This is a genomic window from Thermodesulfovibrio sp. 3907-1M, assembly GCF_040450955.1.
Taxonomy (GTDB): domain Bacteria; phylum Nitrospirota; class Thermodesulfovibrionia; order Thermodesulfovibrionales; family Thermodesulfovibrionaceae; genus Thermodesulfovibrio; species Thermodesulfovibrio autotrophicus.
On record NZ_CP144373.1, the window covers coordinates 1,252,137 to 1,273,797 of the forward strand.

Annotated in this window: 23 protein-coding genes; 12 read left to right on the forward strand and 11 right to left on the reverse strand. The window is 35.5% G+C overall.

What is annotated here, in order from left to right; translation table 11 throughout:
* Position 1 precedes the first annotated feature (1 nt).
* The 6 genes from prmC to mltG form a co-directional block, all read right to left on the reverse strand.
* Complete coding sequence (gene prmC, locus V4D30_RS06505; RefSeq protein WP_353683514.1) at positions 2 to 829, reverse strand: peptide chain release factor N(5)-glutamine methyltransferase; 828 nt, start codon at positions 827 to 829, stop codon at positions 2 to 4.
* Positions 826 to 1,887 (reverse strand): peptide chain release factor 1, encoded by a 1,062-nt coding sequence (gene prfA / locus V4D30_RS06510; protein ID WP_353683515.1) that lies wholly within the window; start codon positions 1,885 to 1,887, stop codon positions 826 to 828. The genes prmC and prfA overlap by 4 nt, the downstream gene beginning before the upstream one ends.
* On the reverse strand, positions 1,880 to 2,767 hold the full coding sequence (locus V4D30_RS06515) for a DUF1385 domain-containing protein (protein ID WP_353683516.1): 888 nt from the start codon (positions 2,765 to 2,767) through the stop codon (positions 1,880 to 1,882). The genes prfA and V4D30_RS06515 overlap by 8 nt, the downstream gene beginning before the upstream one ends.
* Positions 2,768 to 2,851: 84 nt before the next feature.
* On the reverse strand, positions 2,852 to 3,052 hold the full coding sequence (rpmE, locus tag V4D30_RS06520) for a 50S ribosomal protein L31 (RefSeq protein WP_353683517.1): 201 nt from the start codon (positions 3,050 to 3,052) through the stop codon (positions 2,852 to 2,854).
* 54 nt (positions 3,053 to 3,106) lie between these two features.
* On the reverse strand, positions 3,107 to 4,162 hold the full coding sequence (gene ispG, locus V4D30_RS06525) for a flavodoxin-dependent (E)-4-hydroxy-3-methylbut-2-enyl-diphosphate synthase (RefSeq protein ID WP_353683518.1): 1,056 nt from the start codon (positions 4,160 to 4,162) through the stop codon (positions 3,107 to 3,109).
* Positions 4,155 to 5,150, reverse strand: a complete 996-nt coding sequence (gene mltG, locus V4D30_RS06530; RefSeq protein ID WP_353683519.1) for an endolytic transglycosylase MltG — start codon at positions 5,148 to 5,150, stop codon at positions 4,155 to 4,157. Before mltG ends, ispG begins: the two co-directional genes overlap by 8 nt.
* Before the next feature lie 81 nt (positions 5,151 to 5,231).
* Between mltG and selD the strand changes: the two genes are divergently transcribed.
* The 3 genes from selD (at position 5,232) to V4D30_RS06545 (ending at position 7,736) form a co-directional block, all read left to right on the forward strand.
* Positions 5,232 to 6,254 (forward strand): selenide, water dikinase SelD, encoded by a 1,023-nt coding sequence (gene selD / locus V4D30_RS06535; RefSeq protein WP_353685161.1) that lies wholly within the window; start codon positions 5,232 to 5,234, stop codon positions 6,252 to 6,254.
* 105 nt (positions 6,255 to 6,359) lie between these two features.
* Positions 6,360 to 6,836, forward strand: coding sequence for an Hsp20/alpha crystallin family protein (locus V4D30_RS06540; protein ID WP_353683520.1), 477 nt, complete (start codon positions 6,360 to 6,362; stop codon positions 6,834 to 6,836).
* 33 nt (positions 6,837 to 6,869) lie between these two features.
* Positions 6,870 to 7,736 carry an NAD-dependent epimerase/dehydratase family protein gene (locus V4D30_RS06545; RefSeq protein WP_353683521.1) on the forward strand — a complete coding sequence of 289 codons (867 nt, stop codon included), beginning with the start codon at positions 6,870 to 6,872 and terminating at the stop codon, positions 7,734 to 7,736.
* On the opposite strand, the gene glp is transcribed toward V4D30_RS06545, so the two are convergent.
* Complete coding sequence (gene glp, locus V4D30_RS06550) at positions 7,733 to 8,968, reverse strand: gephyrin-like molybdotransferase Glp (protein ID WP_353683522.1); 1,236 nt, start codon at positions 8,966 to 8,968, stop codon at positions 7,733 to 7,735. The genes V4D30_RS06545 and glp overlap by 4 nt on opposite strands.
* A 30-nt stretch (positions 8,969 to 8,998) precedes the next feature.
* Here glp and V4D30_RS06555 point away from each other — a divergent pair, with 30 nt between their 5' ends.
* Positions 8,999 to 9,730 (forward strand): segregation/condensation protein A, encoded by a 732-nt coding sequence (locus tag V4D30_RS06555; protein WP_353683523.1) that lies wholly within the window; start codon positions 8,999 to 9,001, stop codon positions 9,728 to 9,730.
* Positions 9,708 to 10,187 carry a metallophosphoesterase gene (locus V4D30_RS06560; RefSeq protein ID WP_353683524.1) on the forward strand — a complete coding sequence of 160 codons (480 nt, stop codon included), beginning with the start codon at positions 9,708 to 9,710 and terminating at the stop codon, positions 10,185 to 10,187. Before V4D30_RS06555 ends, V4D30_RS06560 begins: the two co-directional genes overlap by 23 nt.
* Here V4D30_RS06560 and V4D30_RS06565 read toward each other — a convergent pair.
* Positions 10,161 to 11,111 (reverse strand): radical SAM protein, encoded by a 951-nt coding sequence (locus tag V4D30_RS06565; protein ID WP_353683525.1) that lies wholly within the window; start codon positions 11,109 to 11,111, stop codon positions 10,161 to 10,163. The two genes, V4D30_RS06560 and V4D30_RS06565, sit on opposite strands and share 27 nt — an antisense overlap.
* A 69-nt stretch (positions 11,112 to 11,180) precedes the next feature.
* Between V4D30_RS06565 and mtnA the strand changes: the two genes are divergently transcribed.
* Genes mtnA through V4D30_RS06600 form a run of 7 tightly spaced genes read left to right on the forward strand, consistent with a single transcriptional unit; the run spans position 11,181 to position 18,140 of the window.
* On the forward strand, positions 11,181 to 12,209 hold the full coding sequence (mtnA, locus tag V4D30_RS06570; protein ID WP_353683526.1) for an S-methyl-5-thioribose-1-phosphate isomerase: 1,029 nt from the start codon (positions 11,181 to 11,183) through the stop codon (positions 12,207 to 12,209).
* On the forward strand, positions 12,206 to 13,174 hold the full coding sequence (locus V4D30_RS06575) for a polyprenyl synthetase family protein (RefSeq protein WP_353683527.1): 969 nt from the start codon (positions 12,206 to 12,208) through the stop codon (positions 13,172 to 13,174). The genes mtnA and V4D30_RS06575 overlap by 4 nt, the downstream gene beginning before the upstream one ends.
* Complete coding sequence (gene surE / locus V4D30_RS06580) at positions 13,174 to 13,923, forward strand: 5'/3'-nucleotidase SurE (RefSeq protein ID WP_353683528.1); 750 nt, start codon at positions 13,174 to 13,176, stop codon at positions 13,921 to 13,923. The genes V4D30_RS06575 and surE overlap by 1 nt, the downstream gene beginning before the upstream one ends.
* Entirely contained in the window at positions 13,907 to 15,289 is a 1,383-nt protein-coding gene (locus tag V4D30_RS06585) for an NAD(P)/FAD-dependent oxidoreductase (protein ID WP_353683529.1), read from the forward strand. Before surE ends, V4D30_RS06585 begins: the two co-directional genes overlap by 17 nt.
* A 30-nt stretch (positions 15,290 to 15,319) precedes the next feature.
* A complete protein-coding gene (locus tag V4D30_RS06590; protein WP_353683530.1) occupies positions 15,320 to 16,261 on the forward strand; it encodes a hypothetical protein in 942 nt (313 codons plus the stop codon).
* Between the two features lie 7 nt (positions 16,262 to 16,268).
* Positions 16,269 to 16,916 carry a protein-L-isoaspartate(D-aspartate) O-methyltransferase gene (locus tag V4D30_RS06595; protein ID WP_353683531.1) on the forward strand — a complete coding sequence of 216 codons (648 nt, stop codon included), beginning with the start codon at positions 16,269 to 16,271 and terminating at the stop codon, positions 16,914 to 16,916.
* Positions 16,917 to 16,925: 9 nt separating this feature from the next.
* A complete protein-coding gene (locus tag V4D30_RS06600) occupies positions 16,926 to 18,140 on the forward strand; it encodes a saccharopine dehydrogenase NADP-binding domain-containing protein (protein ID WP_353683532.1) in 1,215 nt (404 codons plus the stop codon).
* Here the strand turns inward: V4D30_RS06600 and V4D30_RS06605 are convergent.
* The 3 genes from V4D30_RS06605 to V4D30_RS06615 are packed head-to-tail and all read right to left on the reverse strand — an operon-like array spanning position 18,118 to position 21,640.
* A complete protein-coding gene (locus V4D30_RS06605; RefSeq protein WP_353683533.1) occupies positions 18,118 to 19,401 on the reverse strand; it encodes a sigma-54 dependent transcriptional regulator in 1,284 nt (427 codons plus the stop codon). The two genes, V4D30_RS06600 and V4D30_RS06605, sit on opposite strands and share 23 nt — an antisense overlap.
* Complete coding sequence (locus V4D30_RS06610) at positions 19,374 to 20,561, reverse strand: ATP-binding protein (protein ID WP_353683534.1); 1,188 nt, start codon at positions 20,559 to 20,561, stop codon at positions 19,374 to 19,376. Before V4D30_RS06610 ends, V4D30_RS06605 begins: the two co-directional genes overlap by 28 nt.
* A gap of 44 nt (positions 20,562 to 20,605) precedes the next feature.
* A complete protein-coding gene (locus tag V4D30_RS06615) occupies positions 20,606 to 21,640 on the reverse strand; it encodes a ribonuclease Z (RefSeq protein ID WP_353683535.1) in 1,035 nt (344 codons plus the stop codon).
* Positions 21,641 to 21,661: the final 21 nt, after the last annotated feature.

A 21,661-nucleotide genomic window follows, 5' to 3' on the forward strand; every position in this document is an offset into this window, starting at 1 on the left:
CTCAATTTTTTAATATCATAACTCTTTCAATTCCTGCAAGGTCTTTTACCACATCAACTACTTCAAAACCTTCCATTGATGCTTCAGCATAAACTGCATCTGACTGCCCAGCTCCAATTTCCAGAAAAATTAATCCATCTTTTAAAAGATACCTCATTGCCTCTTTTATAATATCCCTGTAAAACCTGAGTCCATCCTTTCCTCCATCCAATGCTTCAAAGGGCTCATAATCTTTAATCTCTGGCTGCAATTTAAAGATGTCTTCTGTCTTCACATAAGGCGGGTTTGCAGTAATACAGGAAAATAATTTTTCCCTGAAGGGTTCAAATAAATTACCCACAAGAAAATCAGCATTTTTTATATTATTTAAAGCTTTATTTTCAACAGCGTACATTACTGCTTTTTTTGAAATATCAATACCAAAAACATGAAAGTCTGGAATATTTTTAGCAATAGCCAGAGCAATACATCCTGAACCTGTGCATAAATCAAGCACTCTGTGTCCTGTGTTTGCAATCAGGTTTTTCCTTTTTATAACTTCTTCAACAAGGATTTCTGTTTCAGGTCTTGGGATTAGAACACCAGGACCCACTTTTATTTTAATGTTATAAAAAAAGCATTCTCCAAGAATGTACTGAAGAGGTTCTTTTTTTAGCCTTCTTTCAATTAAACTCTCAATGATCTGAGATTTATCTGGAGTTATTTCTGGATTTTCAGTATAAAGTTGAGTTTTTCCAATTTCTAAAACATGACAGACAATTTCCAGTGCTTCTTTGATATGAATAGAAAATTTATCGGTGAGATTTCTTATTTTTTCAAGGGCTCTCACATTTCTTTTAATTTTTCAGCCTGATAATAAGCAATCAGCGCATCAATTATTTCATCAATCTCTCCGTTTAAGATCTGTTCAAGTTTATAAAGAGTCAATCCTATTCTGTGGTCTGTAACCCTGTTCTGGGGAAAATTATAAGTTCTTATTCTTTCACTTCTTTCACCTGTTCCAACCTGTCCTTTCCTTTCAGCTGCCCTTTCTGCTTCCTTTTTCTGCCTTTCCATCTCAAGCAAGCGGGCTCTCAGGACCTTCATGGCTTTTTCTCTGTTTTTAATCTGAGATCTCTCGTCCTGACATTGAACAATTATGCCTGTTGGAATGTGAACAATTCTTACTGCTGAATAGGCTGTATTTACTGATTGTCCTCCAGGTCCTGAAGAGCAAAAGGTGTCAATTCTTAAGTCTTTTTCATCAATTTTTATATCAACCTCTTCTGCTTCAGGAAGCACAGCTACTGTTGCAGTAGAGGTATGAATTCTTCCAGAGGCTTCTGTTACAGGAATTCTTTGAACTCTATGCACTCCGCTTTCGTATTTCAGTTTGCTAAAAGCTCCTTTACCTGATATTGAGGCAATTATTTCCTTGAAACCTCCCAATCCTGTAGGATGACTATCAATAACTTCTACTTTCCATCCCTTTGATTCAGCATACTTCATATACATTCTGAAAAGGTCTGCTGCAAAAAGTGCTGCTTCTTCACCACCTGTACCTGCTCTAATTTCAAGGATTACATTTTTTTCATCTCTTGGGTCTTTTGGTAGAAGAAGGATTTTCAGTTCCTGTTCAATCTGCGGCTTTATTTTTTTTAGTTTCTGTAGCTCTTCTTCAGCAAGCTCTTTTAAATCAGAGTCACCACTTTTGATTATCTCCTCAGCTTCCTGTATTTGGGTAAGAATTTTTTTGTATTCTCTGAATTTTGTAACAATTGGTTCAAGCTCTGCCTGTTCTCTGGAGTATTTCATATATTCATCTTTATTTGAAAGCAGTTTTGGGTCAGAAAGTGCATAAGTTATTCTCTCATATTTGTTTTCCACCTCCATTAATTTTTCAAGCATTGATTTTCACCTCCTTGTGGGAAAGATTTAGCAATACCTTTAATGATTCACAGGCAACCTCTATCTGTGCCTCATCTGGCTCACGGGTTGTTATTTTTTGAAAAATCAAGCCAGGGTATGTAAGGGTTTTGCCTATTAAATTATTACGCCATCTGGCAGAAATTTTCAGTATCTCGTAAGACAGACCTGCTATTAATGGCAGAAGTATCACTCTTGATGTAGCCTTTAAAAAGAAATTCCATGAAGTAGGAATCATGGAAAATACTAAGATACTTATTACAAGCACGATAAAAATAAAGCTTGTTCCACATCTTACATGTAATCTTGAATATTTTTTGATATTTTCAGGAATCAGAGCTTCACCAGCTTCAAAGGCATTTATTGTTTTGTGTTCAGCACCGTGATAGGCAAAAATTCTTCTCATCATGGGGAACATGCTTACTGCAAGAACATAGCATATAAAAACAAAGACCCTTAAAATACCATCAATAAGATTAAAAACAAAAGAATTTGTTGATATCATCTCAATAAAATAGCCTGACAATCTCGTCAGATACAACGGTAAAAGGATAAAAAGAAATACTCCAATAACAGATGCAAGAAGTAGTGATAAAGCAAGACTCCAAGGACTTGATTTTTCTTCTTTAAACACTATCCTGCTACTAAAATCTATTGCCTTCATGCCAAGCCATAAAGTTTCAAGAAGAATAAAGAAACCTCTTATTATCGGTATTTTTGAAAAAATGTTCTGTTTTTTAAATTTTTCCGATTTCACAACAATTTCTCCCTGAGGGTTTCTTACAGCTACTGCCCATCCTTCTTTTGATTTCATCATCACACCCTCAATTACAGCTTGTCCGCCAATAGCAATATCATTCATCTCTGAATTTCTCCCTTATTGCAAACAAAAAGGGGTTAGAAAATCTAAGATTCAGTTCTAACCCCTTAAAAGACTCTTTAGAATCTACTTTTTACTGTATTTTTTCATGAACTTCTCTACTCTACCCTCTGTATCAACAATTTTCTGTTTACCCGTATAGAAAGGATGACACTTAGAGCAGATATCCACTTTAATTAAAGGCTTTGTTGAACGGGTAACAAAAGTTTCACCACAGGCACATATAACTTTTGCTTCTTTGTATTCAGGGTGAATTTTCTCCTTCATTCTTCCCTCCGTAAAAGTTTAATATTTAATTTTATCCTGAAAAATATTTTTTTATCAAGCAATTGCTTTCCTTATTTCCTCTATTAAAGCCTTAACAAGCTCAGTTTCTTTTACAGTTTTTATAACTTTTCCTTTTGCAAAAACTATTCCCTGAGCTCGTCCACCTGCTATTCCAAAGTCTGCTTCTTTTGCCTCTCCAGGACCATTCACCGAGCATCCCATTACAGCTACTTTTATAGGCTCTTTTATATTTTTAAGTGCTTTTTTTACCTGCCTTACCATTCTCTTAATATTTACTTCACATCTTCCACAGGTAGGACAGCTAATTATCTCAACTCCAACATTTCTTAATCCCACCACTCTCAATATTTCATAGGCTACATTAACTTCAAAAACCGAAGAATCTGTGAGAGAGACTCTTATTGTGTCGCCAATTCCTTCAAGAAGAAGAAGTCCAATTCCAATAGAGCTCTTTACAACACCTTCGGGAACAGATCCTGTCTCTGTAATTCCCACATGAAGAGGATAATCATATTTACTGCTAAAAACTCTGTAAGCTTCAACTGTTTTCATAACATCTGATGCTTTAAGTGAAACCTTAATATCATGAAAATCAAGTTCTTCAAGAATCTCTATGTGCCTTTCTGCTGCCTCAACCATTGCCTGAGGGGTAGGACCGTGTTTTTCCACTAAATCTTTTGGCAAAGAGCCTGCATTGACTCCTATTCTTATTGGTATTCTTCTGTCCTTCGCAGCACTGACAACTTCTTTAACCTTCCATTTTGCTCCAATATTGCCCGGATTTATTCTTAATCCATCAACTCCCTGAACAATTGCCTCAAGCGCGAGTTTGTAGTTAAAATGTATGTCTGCAATCAATGGAATTTTTATTCTCTTTTTTATTTCTCCCAAGGCTTTCGCAGCAGTCTCATCAGGAACTGCAACTCTTACTATTTCGCAGCCTGCCTTTTCAAGTCTTCTTATCTCCTTTACAGTTGATTGCACATCACGGGTATCTGTTTTTGTCATTGACTGTACCCTAACAGGAGCACCATCTCCAATTGAGACATCTCCAACATATATTCTTCTTGTTTTTTTCCTCTCAATCAAATCTGTTTCCTCTTATTTGATTTATGGCTGAAATGTGCGTTTTGTAATCAGAAGAAAATTCATGAGTTCCGTCTCCACGGGAAACAAAATAAAGATATGACACCCTGGCAGGATTCAGAGCAGCTAAAATTGATTTCAATCCTGGTGAAGCAATCGGTCCTGGAGGAAGCCCTTTTATTAAGTAGGTATTGTAGGGAGTTCTGTTTTTAAGATCTTTTTTTGTAACTCCATCTTTATATCTTTTAATTCCATAAATTGCTGTTGGATCTGCCTGAAGAGGCATTCCAAGTTTCAATCTATTATGATAAACTGCTGAAATTAAAGGCTTCTCTTCATCAACCTTTGCTTCCTTTTCAATTATTGATGCAAGAGTAACTACCTGATTTGTTGTCCATCCAATTTTCTTTGTTCTTTCCATTAATTTTGAATCATAAACATCCCAGAATCTCTTTACCATCAGTCTTACAATCTCTTCAAGCTGCAGTCCTTTCGGAATGTTGTAAGTATCAGGGAAAAGATATCCTTCCAACGAAGGCGCATCAATTTTTAAAGAGCGAAGAAATGCTTTGTCATATGCCAGCTGAAATAGTTGATCTTTAAAATCAGGATTAATTTTTGAAAGCTTGTCAGCAATCTCGTATAGACTGTCACCTTCAACCACTGTAACAGTATACTCTGTGATTTTTCCCTGAAGAAGCTTTTTAATAACATCAAGCACAGTCATTTCTTTAGTAAATAGATAATATCCAGCTCTTGCCTTTTTCTCAATTCCGTAAATTCTTCCTATGATAATAAAAATCGTTTCATTTCTGATAATACCTTTTTCCTTAAAAATTCTGGCTATTGAGGAAAAACTCGCACCCTTAGGAACATAAACCTCTGTATCCTCGGAGATATTTATTGGCTTTGTAAGTTCTATTGTTAAGTAAAGTGTAAAAAACAAAAAATAGCCAGCAAAAACAATCGCCACAGCTTTCCACAGCTTCATTATTTAATGTTAGCAGATGATAACATTAAATGGCAAACCATCCCGGATTATGGTAAAATAAAAAAAACAAAAGGTGTTGAAATGCTCACAGAAAAAGTTAAAGCTGCTGGCTGAGCAGCAAAGATAGGTCCAGGGGACCTGGAAGAAATACTAAAACATATTCCTTTGCCAGAAGATCCCAACATTCTGGTTGGCTCTGAAGACTGGTCTGATGCAGGGATTTATCGTTTAAAAGAAGACATGGCAGTGGTCCAGAGTGTTGATTTCTTTACTCCTATTGTTGATGATCCCTATGATTTTGGACAGATTGCAGTAGCCAATGCCTTAAGTGATATATATGCAGTTGGAGCTAAGCCTCTTCTGGCTCTCAATATCGTTTGTTTTCCAGTAAATGAGATGGATAAGTCAATCCTACGAGAAATTTTAAAAGGCGGAGCGGACAAACTAAAGGAAGCAGGAGCTTTTATGATTGGTGGGCACAGTGTTGAAGATCCTGAGATAAAATATGGAATTGCAGTAACTGGAATTGTTCATCCTGAAAAATTTGTTACCAACAGGGGTTCAAAACCTGGAGATATTTTAGTTTTAACAAAACCTATTGGAACCGGTATTCTTTCAACAGCCCTTAAAGGAAAACTTCTTGACCCTGAAACAGCAAATATTCTTACTCAAACAATGACTTTACTCAATAAAACAGCCTCAGAAGTTATGATAAATACTGGAGTTCATGCCTGTACGGACATAACTGGATTTGGATTACTTGGACATGCTCTTGAAATGGCAAGGGCAAGCAAAGTAACTATAAAAATATGGAAGGATAAAGTTCCACTCTTACCAAGAGTTTATGAGTTTGCTTGCATGGGAGTTGTTCCAGCAGGAGGAAGAAGAAATGTAAAGTATTGTTCAAAACTGGTTGATACAGGACAAACAGATCCAGTAACTCTTGATATTCTCTCCGATCCTCAAACATCAGGAGGGCTACTTATTTCTGTACCATCAGATAAAACAGATGATTTAACTGCAAAATTGAATTTAAATGGAATTCAGGCAACTGCAGTAGGTGAAGTTATAGAAAAAAGTCAGGGCAGGATCATTTTGATTTGATATGAATTGTATAAAATAATTTAATAAAATCTCTTGACAAAAATAATGTTTTAATGATATATTTAGTTAAAAAATATCAATATCACCTAAAAGGAGGTGTTAGCCATGACAAGAAAAGAAACAAAGGATGTAGCAAGGGTTGAACCTTCAATCCTTTCTCCCTTTGAGGAGATTGATCGTCTTTTTGATGAATTTATGAGGAGACCCTTTTCCCTGTTCAGGTCCTTTGTTCCGAGACTAAGAGAAGAAGAGATTGTGTCTCCAGCAGTGGACATATATGAAGAAGGCGATGAGCTGGTTGTTAAGGCAGAGCTACCCGGTATAAAAAAAGAAGACATTGAAGTTAAAATTACCGATGATTATCTCACCATATCTGGTGAGAAAAAGAAAGAAGAAAAAGTAGAAAAGAAAGACTACTACAGATACGAGCGATCCTATGGTTCATTCTCAAGAACATTCAGGCTTCCTGTGGATGTTCAGACTGACAAAGCAAAGGCAAAATTTGAAAATGGTGTGCTTGAAATAAGAATTCCTAAGACAGAAGAAGCAAAGAAAAAAGAAAGAAAGCTTCAGATTGAATAAAAAACAGGAGGGCATCTGCCCTCCTTAATTCTTATGAAAAAACTACTTATTACAGGCGGAACAGGTTTTATTGGAAGGTATGTTGTAAAGCTTGCTTTACAAAGAAGCTATGATGTTCACTTAATTGTAAGAAATCCAGAAAAAGCAAAAGCTCTTTTTGGTGAAAAACCGAAAATCTATCAACTTAATGAGTTTACTAATCGGGAAAAACTGAGAAAAATCATAGAGATTATCAACCCTCAATATGTGATTCATCTTATTGGAATTATTCAGGAAAAAGGCAAAGCTACATTTGAAAAAGTGCATTACCAGTATTCAAAAGCTCTTTATGAAGCTTTAAAAGATTTTCCCGTGGAGAAAATAATACACATGAGTGCTTTGGGAGTTGATGAAAAAGCTCCGTCTAATTACCATATTACAAAGCTTAAGGCGGAAAAAGAACTGATAAAAACAGGAATTCCCTTTGTAATTCTTCGTCCTTCTTTTGTTGTGGGACCTGAGCAACTTCTTTTTTTAAAATTAAAACCGGTTTTAAAGAGACTGCCAATTTTGATATTTCCTGACATTGGCAAATACTACTTTCAGCCAGTGGATGTGAGAGATGTTGCAGAATGTTTCATCAATGCCATTGATTACAATGGTAACGCTATTTTTGAACTATGTGGAGATGAAAAAGTTACTTTAAGGAACATAGTTCATGACTTTGCAAAAAATCTGGGTAAAAATGCTATTTTTGTTCCTTTCCCAAAGACTGTTCTTAAAATTTTTGCAAGACAGCAATACAAGATGATGTGGAGGGACAATGTCTGCGGATACTCTGAAGTGTTGCAGATGGAGACTCTCTTAAAGAAAAAGTCGATTCCTTATAGAGAACAGATAAAATGGGCTGCTCAGCATTAATCTATGATTTCAACTAAAACTTCTTCTCCTTCTGACAACCCCAGTAATTGAGAAGGTATGTGAACAATTCCCTCTGCTTTTACAAGACTCATTATAAGTCCTGATTTACTCAACAGAGGAGTTGCCCATATTTCACCATCCCGACTGTCAAGACAAACTCTTATAAAATCTTCTCTACCAGCCTGGGAGTGAATACTTCTTGAAATTTTTGCTTTTATGAGTTTTTTAAAGTTTTTATCTGTTACTGCAAGCATATGATGAATCACTGGTTTGACAAAAAGTTCAAAACAAATATATACAGCTACAGGGTGCCCCGGAAGTCCAAAAACAGGTTTGCCATTGCACGCTGCACCAATAACAGGTTTCCCAGGCTTTATTGAAGCACCATGAAAAAGCACACCTGGACAGCCAAGCTCATCAATAACTTTTGCAGTTAAATCTTTCACGCCAGCAGAGGTTCCACCTGTAATAAGCACAATATCACTTAATTGATATGCTTTCTCAGCAGTTTCTTTAAGTGCGTTGTATTCATCCTTTATAATTCCCATTTTTAATGGAATAGCACCACTTTCATAAATTAAGCCTGCAAGAGTAAAGGAGTTTACATCCCTTACTTTTCCAGGAGTAACCTTTTCAGTGTGAGGAATTATCTCATCTCCTGTAAGAATTATAGAAACCACAGGCTGTTTAAAAACTTTAACAGCGGTTATTCCAACTCCAGCAAGAGCTCCTATATCCTGAGGCTTAAGCCTGTGTCCTGCTTTTATAACAACTTCTCCCTTTTTTGCATCCTCATCGCGAAATATGACATTCTCACCTGGAGAAACAGCCTTTAATACCTCAATCAAATCTTTTGATATCACATTAACGTGCTCTATCATCACAACAGCATCAGCTCCTTCAGGAAGCATACCTCCAGTTGCAATAGATGCTGTTTCTCCTTTTGATAGGGAAAAATTAGGTATAGCTCCCATAGGTATGTCACCTTTAACATTGAGATAGGATGGAGAGCTTTCTTTTGCGCCGAATGTATCAGAAGCTTTAACAGCAAAGCCGTCAACAGTGGAACGTTCAAACCCTGGAAGATCCTCAGGTGAGATTATATCTTCTGCGGTAACTCTACCATAGGCTTTTTCAATTGGAATTATTTCTACTGGAAGGCATCCTGGCACGATTTGAGCGAGTATAAGTTTTAAAGCATCATGAGGAAGCAGGTATTTTTTATCAAGCATAAATTTTATTATACAGGAAAAAAAAGAGAGATGTCAGTTAAGATTGTGATAAAATACTATAAAATGATTCAGGTTAATTTACCCACATTTGAAGGTCCTTTAGATTTGCTTCTTCATCTTATTAAGCAGAATAAAATAGACATCTATGACATTCCGATTGCTTTAATTACAAAGCAGTATCTTGAATATCTTGAACTTATGCAAGAGCTTGACCTTGAAATTGCCTCAGAGTTTCTTCTTATGGCAGCTACATTGATTTATATAAAGTCAAAAATGCTTCTTCCAGTGCAGGAGCCTGAGGAGGAAGACCCAAGGAAAGAACTGGTAGCACAGTTAATAGAATATCAGAATTTTAAAGAAGCCTCTAAAATTCTTAAAGAAAGATATGAAGTATGGTCATTAGCCTTTCCAAGAAATACATCACATGAGGAAGAATTTTTTCTTGAGGAGCTGAGTATATTTGACCTTTTACAGGCTTTAAGGAAAATAGTTGATAAACCTCAGCCGAGAGTATATGTTCCAAAGGAAACTATAAAAGTTGAGGAAAAAATTGAACAGATTCTCAGTTTACTGAGATTGAAAAAATCAATAGCTTTTTATGAACTTTTTGAACATAACTCATCAAGGCTTGAAATTATAGTGACTTTTCTTGCATTATTGGAATTAATAAAACTCAGAATTGCCAGAGCTTATCAGGAAAAACCTTTTGGAGAAATTTTAATAAATCTGGAGGAAAGAAATGAAAATAGGAATTATCTCTGATACCCATGATCATATGGACAACATAAAAAAGGCATTGAAAATTTTTAAAGAAAATGATGTAAAGACAATAATTCATGCAGGTGATTTTGTCTCTCCCTTTACATGGAGAGTTTTTAAGGATTTTGATGGTGAGTTTTACGGAGTTTTTGGTAATAACGATGGAGATAAAGTTCTTTTAAAGAAAATGTACGGAGAAAGAATTCAGCCACAAATAAGAGAATTTGAAATTAATGGTAAAAGGATTGCATTGATGCATGAACCTCAGATAGTTGAAGCACTTGCTCAATCAGGTAGATTTGATCTTATCGTTTATGGACATATGCATGAAGTTGATATTCGCAAGGTAAATAATACTTTAATCATAAATCCTGGTGAAGCCTGTGGCTGGCTTTATGGAAAAGCAACGGTTGTGGTTCTTGATCTTGAAAGTTTACAGCCAGTGGTAATATCTTTTTGAATAAATAACACAATCTATTCTTGTTAGTCCATATTTTAAAGCCATATTTACAGCGTCTTCAAACTCCTTTTGCGTTATTCTTCTGTTTAATTCCGGATACTCCTCTGCCTGCCAGCATGGTCTGTACTGATCCATGATGTTTATGTATGTATTTTTGGAGATTTCCTCTGCAATAAATTTTACAATCTCCTGTGTTCCTGCGATATTGTTAGGCAAAACAAGATGTCTTACAAGAAGTCCTCTAACAGCAACTCCTTCTTCATTTATAATCAGATCTCCAACCTGCCTGTGCATCTCCTTCAAAGCTTTTTTTGCGAACTCAGTATAATTTTTAACCTTTGAGTACTTTTCAGCCAGAGCACTATCAGCATATTTAAAATCAGGCATATAAATATCAATGATTCCATCAAGAATTTTCAATGTTTCAATAGCTTCATAACCACCACAATTATAAACAATGGGAATTCTGAGTCCCTGTTCACGGGCAATGTAAATTGATTTAATAATTTGAGGCACCTGATGAGTGGGTGTCACAAGATTTATATTGTGACAGCCTGAATTTTGAAGAAAAATCATAAGTTGAGCAAGCTCATCATATGAGATTTCTTCGCCTTCTCCAAGATGACTTATTGTCCAGTTCTGACAGTAAACACAGCTGAGATTACAAAAACCGAAAAATATGGTTCCTGAACCGTATCTTCCAACCAAAGGAGCTTCTTCTCCAAAATGAGGTCCCCAGCTTGAAACATAGGGTTTTATAAGAACTTTACATGCTCCTTTTCTACCCGAGGTTCTGTCAACATAGCAATTTCTCGGGCAGAGAGTGCAATCTTTCAGAATCTCAAAAGCTTTTTCAATCCTTTGATTAAACTCTTTATCTGATAAATTTAAATAAGCTACATTTTGAGCCTTAGATGAACTCATTGAAATACTCCCTGTTTTTTAATTATATCATTTAGAAAAAAGATTTAGCCTGCGAAAAATTGTTATAATATGCCTATGCTTCAGTCTATAAGATGGGAAAATGGTGCTGTTTACATCCTTGACCAGAGGCTTTTACCAGAAAAAATTGAATACTTAAAATGTACCAATTATGAAGAAATTGCAAGGGCGATTGAAAATCTCTCAATAAGAGGAGCTCCTGCGATAGGAATTGCTGCTGCGTATGCTGTAGCAGTTGCCTCAATCGGTTTAAAATCCTGTTGTTCTGAAAAATTTCTTTCCGATTTAAATACTGTTTTTCAAAGACTCATAAATACAAGACCAACTGCTGTAAATATAAAATGGGCTGTTGATAGAATTAAAAATCTGATAGAGAAAAATGCATCTTTATCTGTCTCTGAACTCAAAGATTTAGTAATAAATGAGGCTTTAAAAATTCATGAAGAAGACATACAGACAAACAAACACATAGGTGAAAATGCCTTACATCTTTTTAAAGAAGGATGCACTGTTATAACCTACTGCAATGCCGGTGCATTGGCAACAGGTGGATACGGAACAGCAACTGCGCCAATGTATCTTGCGAAGGAAAAGGGAATAAAATTTAATGTAATTGCCTGTGAGACAAGACCTGTGCTTCAGGGCGCCCGTATTACAGCTTTTGAACTAATGCAGGCTGGAATTGATGTAACCTTAGTCTGCGACAACACAGCCGGTGCTTTACTCAGAAAAGGTATGATTGATTTTGCAATTGTGGGAACAGATAGAACTGTAAGAAATGGTGATGTGGCAAACAAAATCGGTACTTATTCCTTAGCTGTTCTTTGCAGAGAAAACAATGTTCCTTTTTATGTAGCAGCTCCCTTGTCAAGCATTGACTTAAGCATACCATCAGGAGATATGATTCCCATTGAACAGAGAGCATCAGAAGAAGTAACAACCATCAGAGGTATAAAAATTGCACCGGAAGGAGTTAAGGTAATAAATCTTGCCTTTGATGTAACTCCTGCTAAGTATATAACCGCAATAATCACTGAAAAAGGAATTTTTAACCCTGAAGAATTGAGGTTTAAACTGTGAATTTTCAGGATATATTCAGGCAATACGAAGATGAATTAAAAATGGTAGAAAGAGAGCTTCTGAATATATTCCAGTCAGAAGCTTCCTTAATACCAACCATAGGAGCATATATTGTAAACTCAGGAGGTAAAAGGCTTCGTCCATTGTTTTTACTTTTAAGTGCTGACCTTGTTGGTTACAGGGGATACAAAAGAGTGATTCTGGCTGCAGTAATTGAGGCACTTCACACTGCAAGTCTTCTTCACGATGATGTGGTTGATGAGGCTGAACTCAGAAGAGGTAAGGCTTCTGCTAACAAAATATGGGGAAATCAGGTTACAGTTTTACTTGGTGATTATCTTTATGCAAAGGCATTGCACATATCAGTTCAACAGGAAAGTCTTCCAATAATGGAAGCTTTATCTCAAGCAACTTCACAGATGGCTGAAGGAGAGATTCTCCAGCTTATGAAAGCAGGCGATCCAAGCATAACTTTTGATGAATACTTAAAAATAATTACAGGAAAAACAGCAGGATTGATTCGCACTGCCTGCAGAGTTGCAGGAATTCTGGGTAAGCTATCACAGGAAAAACTTCAAGCTTTAACTGAATTTGGAAATAATATTGGCATAGCTTTTCAGATGGTAGATGATATTCTTGATTATATAGCAGATGAAGCAGAACTTGGTAAAAAACTTGGCAAAGATCTAATGGAAGGCAAAATTACTCTTCCCCTCATTGAATTGATAAAAAAAGCACAGGAAAAGGAAGAAATTATAAGCATAATAAAATATGACAATCTTTCAGAAAAAAATCTTTCAAAGATTTTGAATTATCTCAGACAATACAACTGCATTGATTCATCTATGAAAATAGTAAAGCAATATATAGATAAAGCAAAAAAGGCTCTTCAGGTGTTTCCAGACTCTGAAGCCAGAGAGCGACTGTTTTACATAGCAGACTATATTACTCTGAGGAGTAATTAATGGCTTTAATTCTTGTAACAAACGATGATGGCTTTTTCTCAAAAGGAATACAAACGCTTGCAGAAACTTTAAAAGAGCTTGGTGAAGTATACATTGTTGCACCAGACAGAGATCGTTCTGCTGTAAGTCATGCTCTTACAATGCACAGACCCCTACGAGTGGACTTAATAAGAGAGGGCTGTTACAGTGTAAACGGCACTCCTACTGACTGTGTTGTTGTTGGAGTGAAAAAACTTTTGCCCCGTGAACCTAATTTAATCGTGTCAGGCATAAACAAAGGAGCGAACCTTGGAGAGGACATAACATACTCAGGAACTGTTTCAGCTGCTATTGAAGGAACAATTCTCGGAGTTCCCTCTTTTGCAATATCTATAGTTGGCGAAAGACCTTTCAGATATGAAACAGCATGTTACTATGCATTAAAGATAGCAAAATTCATTCTTGAAAAGGGTCTTCCTCATGATACACTCTTGAATGTGAACCTGCCCAATAAACCTTTACAGGAAATCAATGGAATTAAAATAACAAAGCAGGGTAAACGTTCCTATGAAAACTCAATTCATGAAATTTTTTCTCCATGGGGAGAAAAACAGTACTGGATTGGAGGAGGAATTGTATCATGGCAGAAAATGGAAGGAACAGATATTCAGGCAATAATGGAAGGATATGTATCAGTTACTCCACTTCATATTGATTTAACAAATTATCAGGCATTGGAGTATTTAAGAAGACATGGCATTGAAGAATAAGTATGATGTAATTATTATTGGTGCAGGACCTGCCGGTATTTTTACAGCCTTAGAGATAATTAAGAATGCCTCATTAAAAGTTTTAATTATTGAAAAGGGCAAAGACATTGAAAAAAGAAAATGCCCGATGGAGCAAACAGGAAAGTGTATCAATTGTCCAGTTTGTGATATTTTAAGTGGATGGGGTGGTGCAGGAGCTTTCAGCGATGGAAAATTGAATTTATCTCCTCAAATTGGAGGATTTTTAGATAAATACATGGAAAGAGACAGCCTTGTTGAACTTATTAATTATGTTGATAAAATATATCTTAAATACGGTGCTCCAGAAACAGTTTACGAGCCTGAGCCTAAGGTAGCTGAAAAAATCAAAAATCAGGCAGCAAAAAATGGAATTCTTTTTATTCCATCAAAAATAAGACACATTGGAACAGAAAGATGTGCTGAAATTCTTAAAGCAATAAAGGAGGAGCTTTCAGAAAAAGTTGATATAATCTTTGATTCTGAAGCCTTCAAAATCATTATAAACAGAACAAAAGCTTTAGGGATTGAGCTTAAAGATAAAAGAAGATTCTATGCAAAATACATCGTTCTCGCACCTGGAAGAGCAGGAAGTAGCTGGTTAAGAGAAGAGGCAAAAAGGCTGAAATTAAATACAGAGCTTAATCCTGTTGATATTGGTGTTAGAGTGGAAGTTCCTGCTTCAGTTTGTGATGAGCTTACCAGAGTCTGTTACGAGCCAAAGTTTATTTATTATTCAAAAACTTTTGATGATATGGTAAGAACATTCTGTGTAAATCCCTATGGCGAAGTTGTAAGAGAAAACATAAATGGAATATGGACCGTAAATGGGCACAGTTATGCAAATAAAAAAACAGACAACACCAACTTCGCAATTCTTTCAAGCACATACTTTACAGAACCTTTCCGTGAACCAATTCTTTATGGACAGAGTATTGCAAGACTGGCAAATTATCTTGGACAGGGAGTTTTAATTCAAAGACTTGGCGATCTTAAAAAGGGTAGAAGATCAACCCATGAGAGAATTCTTAAAAATCCTGTTCACCCTACCCTTAAAGATGCTACTGCAGGTGATCTCAGTTTTGTTTTACCATATCGGTATCTGGTAAATATTCTTGAAATGCTTGAAGCCCTTGACAGGATTATGCCAGGTATAAATTCAAATCATACACTTCTTTACGGAGTGGAGATTAAACTTTACAGTATGAGGCTTAAACTTACTGAAAGTCTTGAAACAGAAATAGATAATCTTTTTGCTGCAGGAGATGGAGCAGGTATCAGCAGGGGCTTGATTCAAGCTTCAGTATCTGGTATTCTTGTAGCAAGAGAGATACTAAGACGCGGTTAAATGTTATAATTAACAAAAAAGGAGGAGTTTATGCCTGTAACATTGCCAATAGAAGTATTTGAAATATTTGAGAAAACTTTTGGACGGGAAGATGCTAAAACTTTATTGAAATCATTTGAAAAAGTCACTGCCGATGAAATTTACCAAAAATGGTATGAAACAAAAGAAGAATTAAAAGAAGAATTATTAAGAGAGGTTGCAACAAAGAAAGATTTAGAAATTCTGAGAACAGAGTTGCTTGGTAAAATAGAGGCATTATACGAAAAAACAGAAAAAGACAAAACTGAGTTACTTAGCAAGATGGAGAAAGACAAAACTGAACTTCTCGGTAAGACAGAGAAAGACAAAACTGAACTTCTCGGTAAGACAGAGAAAGACAAAACTGAACTTCTCGGTAAAATAGAGGCATTATACGAAAAAACAGAAAAAGACAAAACTGAGTTACTTAGCAAGATGGAGAAAGACAAAACTGAACTTCTCGGTAAGACAGAGAAAGACAAAACTGAACTTCTCGGTAAAATAGAGGCATTATACGAAAAAACAGAAAAAGACAAAACTGAGTTACTTAGCAAGATGGAGAAAGACAAAACTGAACTTCTCGGTAAGACAGAGAAAGACAAAACTGAACTTCTCGGTAAAATAGAGAAAGACAAAGCTGAACTTCTTAGTAAGACAGAGAAAGACAAAACTGAACTTCTCGGTAAAATAGAGAAAGACAAAGCTGAACTTCTCGGTAAAATAGAGAAAGACAAAGCTGAACTTCTCGGTAAAATAGAGAAAGACAAAACTGAACTTCTCGGTAAAATAGATGCATTATATGAAAAAATAGAGAAAGACAAAGCTGAATTGTCCAGTAAAATTAACAAGATCGATTTAACTCTTAAATTCCTCATCATTATAAACTTGATAGCTCTTACTCTTATGAATCCCGTGGCAGCAGAATTGATTAAAAAGTTATTTAAACTCGGTTGATTTTTCTATGGATAAATACAAACATTTAAGAGAATGGATGGTTGAAACCCAGATCATTGAAAGAGGCATCAGGGATAAAAGGGTTATTGAGGTAATGAAAAAGATTCCGAGACATCTCTTCATACCAGAGGACATCATTGATAGCGCATATGATGATAGAGCTCTTCCAATTGGTCATGGTCAGACTATTTCTCAGCCATACATTGTTGCTTTAATGACAGAATTACTTGAACTTAAAGGAGAAGAAAAGGTTCTGGAAATAGGAACAGGTTCTGGATATCAGGCTGCAATTCTTGCTGAACTTGCAAAAGAAGTTCATACCGTTGAAAGAGTTGAACCACTGGCTATTGCTGCGAAAAAAAGATTTGAAAATCTCGGAATTAAAAATATCAAAGTTTATATCAGAGATGGCACAGAAGGAATACCAGAAGAGGCTCCATTTGATAGAATAATTATAACTGCAGCAACTCCAGATATACCCGAACCACTTATTGCACAACTAAAAGAGTATGGCATTATTGTTGCACCTGTTGGTGAAAGATACTCTCAGTATATGCTTAAAGCTATAAAAAAAGACGGCGAAATAGAAAGGCATTATCTGATTCCAGTAGCCTTTGTCCCACTAATAGGAAAGTATGGATGGAAAGAGGAGTAATTAGAATTTATGAAGATTGCTGTAATTGGCGTTGGTGCAGTTGGATTTTTTCTTTGCAGGTATTTTCTTGAAAAAACAGATTTTACAATAAAGTGCGCTGATAAAAGCATTAGAAATCTTAGAAGGCTCAAAGAATTTGCAGACACTAAAAGATTAACTCTCCATAGAATTTCAGTAAATGACAACTCTACTTTAGAAAAATTAATCAAAGATGTGGATCTCGTAATAAATTCAGCAACCCCTGCAATTAACAGAAAAATAATAGAGATTGCCTTGAAACATGCTGTTAATTACCAGGATCTTGCTTCAAATCTTGAAGACTTGATAAATCCTGAACAGCTTGAATACTCTCAGGAATTTAAAAGAAAAGGAATTGTTGGTTTAATAAATACAGGGATAAGTCCTGGCTTGACAAACCTAATTGCCGGGGAGCTTGCTTCAAAATTTGAAAGTCTGGACATCATTAAAATTAGAATTTTTGAAGATCAAAGACCACCTGGAACAATATGGTCGTGGTCACCAAAGGTTTTGTTCAGTGATATTCTATCTCCTCCTCTGATCTATGAAAAAGGAAAATTTAAATTCCGTGAACCTTTTGATGAGCCTGAATATTACAGTTATCCAGAACCCATAGGTAGAAGAAAAGCCTATCTTGTTTACGGAGATGAAGTTTCCACTCTACCAAGATTTCTCAAAGTAAAAAATGTAAACCTTAAATCTGCAGGTTCTGATATAGAGTTTCTCATGGCTCTTTATAATATGGGACTTTTAAGTGAAAATTCACTGAAAATTAACGGAGTTAATGTTTCTCCCTATGAAATTCTTTTAAAAATCACCAAACGGGTTGCTTCAATAAAAGAAATTATCCAGAAAGTAAAGGAAGGAGTGCTTGAAGAAGCAACCTTTGGTCTTGTTGTAGAGACCTCTGGAAAAATACAGGGAGAAAGAAAAACATTAAGAGGTTACTTAATTTTTCCTTCAATTAAAGAACTTATAAGAATTGCTCCTGGCTCTACCCATGTTTCTTATCCTACTGCTTTGATAGCTGGCATTATGGCTAAATTTATAAAGAAAATTCAGTCTCTCGAGCAGGGAGTGTTTGCTCCTGAGGCTTTACCAAAGGTTATAAGAAGAAAAATTTTCTCTGAACTTAAGAAAGAAGGATTAAATGTTGCATTAGAAGAACTCACCAGACAAAAAGCTATTCCAATCCGAATTCTTTAATTTTATTGTAAAGAGTTCTTAAAGAAATACCAAGTAATCGGGATGCCATTTTTTTATTGCCACTGGTTTTTTTCAAAGCTTCTATTATTGCTTTTTTTTCAAGACTTTTAAGATTATTATCTTCTGATTTTTCCTCTTTTTCAATTTTTATCTCAATCTCCTCTGTTTTTGAGAGAATTATTGCTCTTTCAAGAATGTTCTCAAGCTCTCTTATATTTCCCGGAAAGGAGTAATTCTTGATCGTTTCTACAGATTTTTTGTTCAATCTTTTTGGTTCCTTTCCAAGCTTTTTAGAAATCCTTTCTATAAGATAATCAGCAATTTTAGTTATATGCTGTCTTCTTTCTCTTAAAGGAGGAATGGTAATTGGAAAGACATTGAGCCTGAAATATAAATCTTCCCTGAATTTTCCATCTTTTACAAGCTGTTTTAAGTCTCTGTTTGTTGCAGTAATAAATCTTGCATTTGTTTTAAGAGTCTGAAGCCCACCAACTCTTTCAAAGCTTTTGTCCTGCAGCACTTTTAAAAATTTTGCCTGAATTGAGAGAGTTAATTCCCCTATTTCATCAAGAAATAGAGTTCCATTCTGGGCAAGCTCAATTTTACCAGGTTTTTGCTTTATTGCTCCTGAGAAAGCACCTTTTTCATAGCCGAAAAGCTCGCTTTCTATTAATGTTTCAGGAATTGATGCACAGTTTATCTCAACAAAAGCACCTTTCTTGCCGCTCATAATGTGAATTGCCTTTGCAATAGCTGATTTACCTGTTCCTGTTTCACCATAGAGAATTACTGTAGTATCTGTCTTTGCCACTTCTTTAACCATCTGATAGACCTCTTCAATTCCTGCAAAGAGAATCTCATATGGAGGTAGTTCAAGTTCTTCACTGTAATGCCATGTCTTTAAAACTTTTTCTATGCGTTTTAAAAATTCTTCAGGGGATGAAAGAGGCTTTGTGATATAATCAATTGCGCCCTTTTTTATTGCTTCTACTGCAGAAGGGATCGTGCCATAAGCTGTTATTACAATAAACTCTGTATTTACAACATCTTCTGCTTTTTCCATAAACTCAATACCATCCATTTTTGGCATCTTTAAATCTGTAATTATGAGATGAGGAGAAAAACTCCCAATATTTTTTAAGGCTATCTGAGGATCGTTAAATACCTTTACCGTGTAGCCTTCTTCTTCAAGAATTGTTTTAAGAAGGGAGGCAAAGGAGGAGTCATCTTCAACTATAACGATTCTGGCATTGTCAACCATACTTTTGTTCCCTGTCCTTCTTTGCTTTTAATTTCCAGATTAATATTTAAAACCTCACAAAGACGACTTACTATTGCAAGCCCCAATCCTGTACCTTTTGGCTTTGTCGTAAAAAAAGGCTCCTGGGCTTTTTTTAAAGTCTCTTCATCCATTCCAGTTCCTGTATCAGATATTTCAATTTTTATTTTACCATTGATTTTTTTTGCTTTTATACTGATTCTTTTATCCTCTGTTTCTGATACGGCAAAAACAGAGTTCTGAAGAATATTGCTTAAAATTTGTGTTATTTTATCTCTGTCCGTGTTCAGGTATAGTTCATCTAAGTCTAAATCAAAAAATATCTCCCTGTGCTCAATTGTAAAAGGCAAGACAGTTTCATGAATTAATTCTTTGAGATTAACCCTCTGCAGGCTAATACTTTGAGGATTTGCATACTGTGATAGCTCTTCAGTAAGTCTTTCAAGCCTCAAACTCTCCTTTACAATTATTTCAAGATACTCTTTTAAAGAAGCCTCTGAAATCTTTTTCATAAGATACTGGGCAAATCCCTTTATGCTTCCAAGGGGGTTTCTTATTTCATGGGCTAAAACTCGTGAAAGCATTGAAAGATTTTCAAGCTCCCGCATTTTAATCTGCATTTTTTCTATTTTATTTAGAAGTATTGCTGTGAAAAAACCTGCCAGAATAAGGAATACTGCTGTAAAAGCCATAAAAAGTATATGTATTTTTGCATTTCTTAAAATAGCCTCAGCTGGATATGTATGTAAAGCAACTCTTAAAAGATAGGGTAGCCCACGGAGAACTATTTTTGTATCCGAAATAAAAACTTTTTCTCCTGTGCCCAGAACAAGATAATGATAATAGGGAGTTTTCTCCTGAAAAACTGCGATTACTTCCTGAAATTTTTTTCCTATCAGTGCGGGATTTGAATGAAATACCACATTTCCTTCTTGACTGTAAAGAGCTATAAAGGCAACCCCCTCCCATCTCTCATCCAGTAAGATTTCTGAAAAGATTGTGCTACTCTGTTTTTTAATCTGGCCAATATCAGAAGCCTGTAGAACACTGTTAAGAGTTATTGTAATTCCTATTGCCTGCATCTGAAGAGATTGCTCTGTAGCTTGTTCAGCATTTTTGTAAAGAAAAAAAGCACTGATCAACTGAGTTAAAGAGGCAAAGAAAACTAAAAAATATATAATTAATTTTACTGTAAATCTTGAAACCTTGATAATTCCACCTCTCTGTAAACTTCCTCCGGATTTTCAATATATTTTGGAGAAATATGTAGTATCACAAGCTCTTTAACTTCTGCCTGCCTTGCAATTTTGCCAGTTAATGCAGCGGTCAGATGATTTCTTTCAATTGCTCTCTCCATGTCTTTACTTAAAAAGTAGGCTTCACAGAATAGAACATCAGAACCTTTTACAAAATCTATTATTTTCTGAATGTTTTCTTCCAGAGGCGCCACATCCATTACATAAGAGATTTTTTCTCCCTTTGTAATATTTACAATCTCAAAAAGCTCTTCCAAGCCAAACTCTCCTTTTGGAGTATTGACCTTCAATTTAATTGAGGGATTTTTGGGCTTAAGCATCCCATAAGGCTCATAATCATAGTGAAGTTTAATCAGCTTTTTAAGCTCTCCAAGCCAGGGACCTACGACAAAGCCTTTTTTTTCAAGCTTTACTTTGTCAATATTTATATGAAAATCCTCTTCAATACAGTAGGCTATAACAGGTATTCCATGGGATAAAACAAGAGCTTTAACTTTAAAAAGAGGCTCCTTAAGAATGAATTCTTGCTTTGGAAGACTCGGCAATTTTTCAATTTTGAATTTCTGAGAAGCCAGAAATCTTGCTCTTTTTATCTTTTTTTCTGTAATTGCATAAACCTCAATTGATAATGGATAATCTGAAACGAGATTCCACGTATACCCCTTGAGTTTTCCATAAACGCAATCTATAATACTGTCAGGTCCGTAAACTCTCAAAGGTTCAGCTCTTCTTAAAACAGCTCTTATTACCTGATCAAATCCTATAAAATGATCAATATGGGTATGAGTTACAAAGATATCGCTTACTTTGAGTATTTCATTAAATGGAATTTTTCTTATATCTCCTACATCAAAAAGCAAAGCTCTCCTTTCCCTGAGAAGCCTTACAAAAACGCAAGGGTCTCCAAAGGCATTGTTTACAATCTTATAGTGAAAAAGTCTTGCCACAATGGTATAATTATACAAAATGAAAAGCAGTTTTGTGAC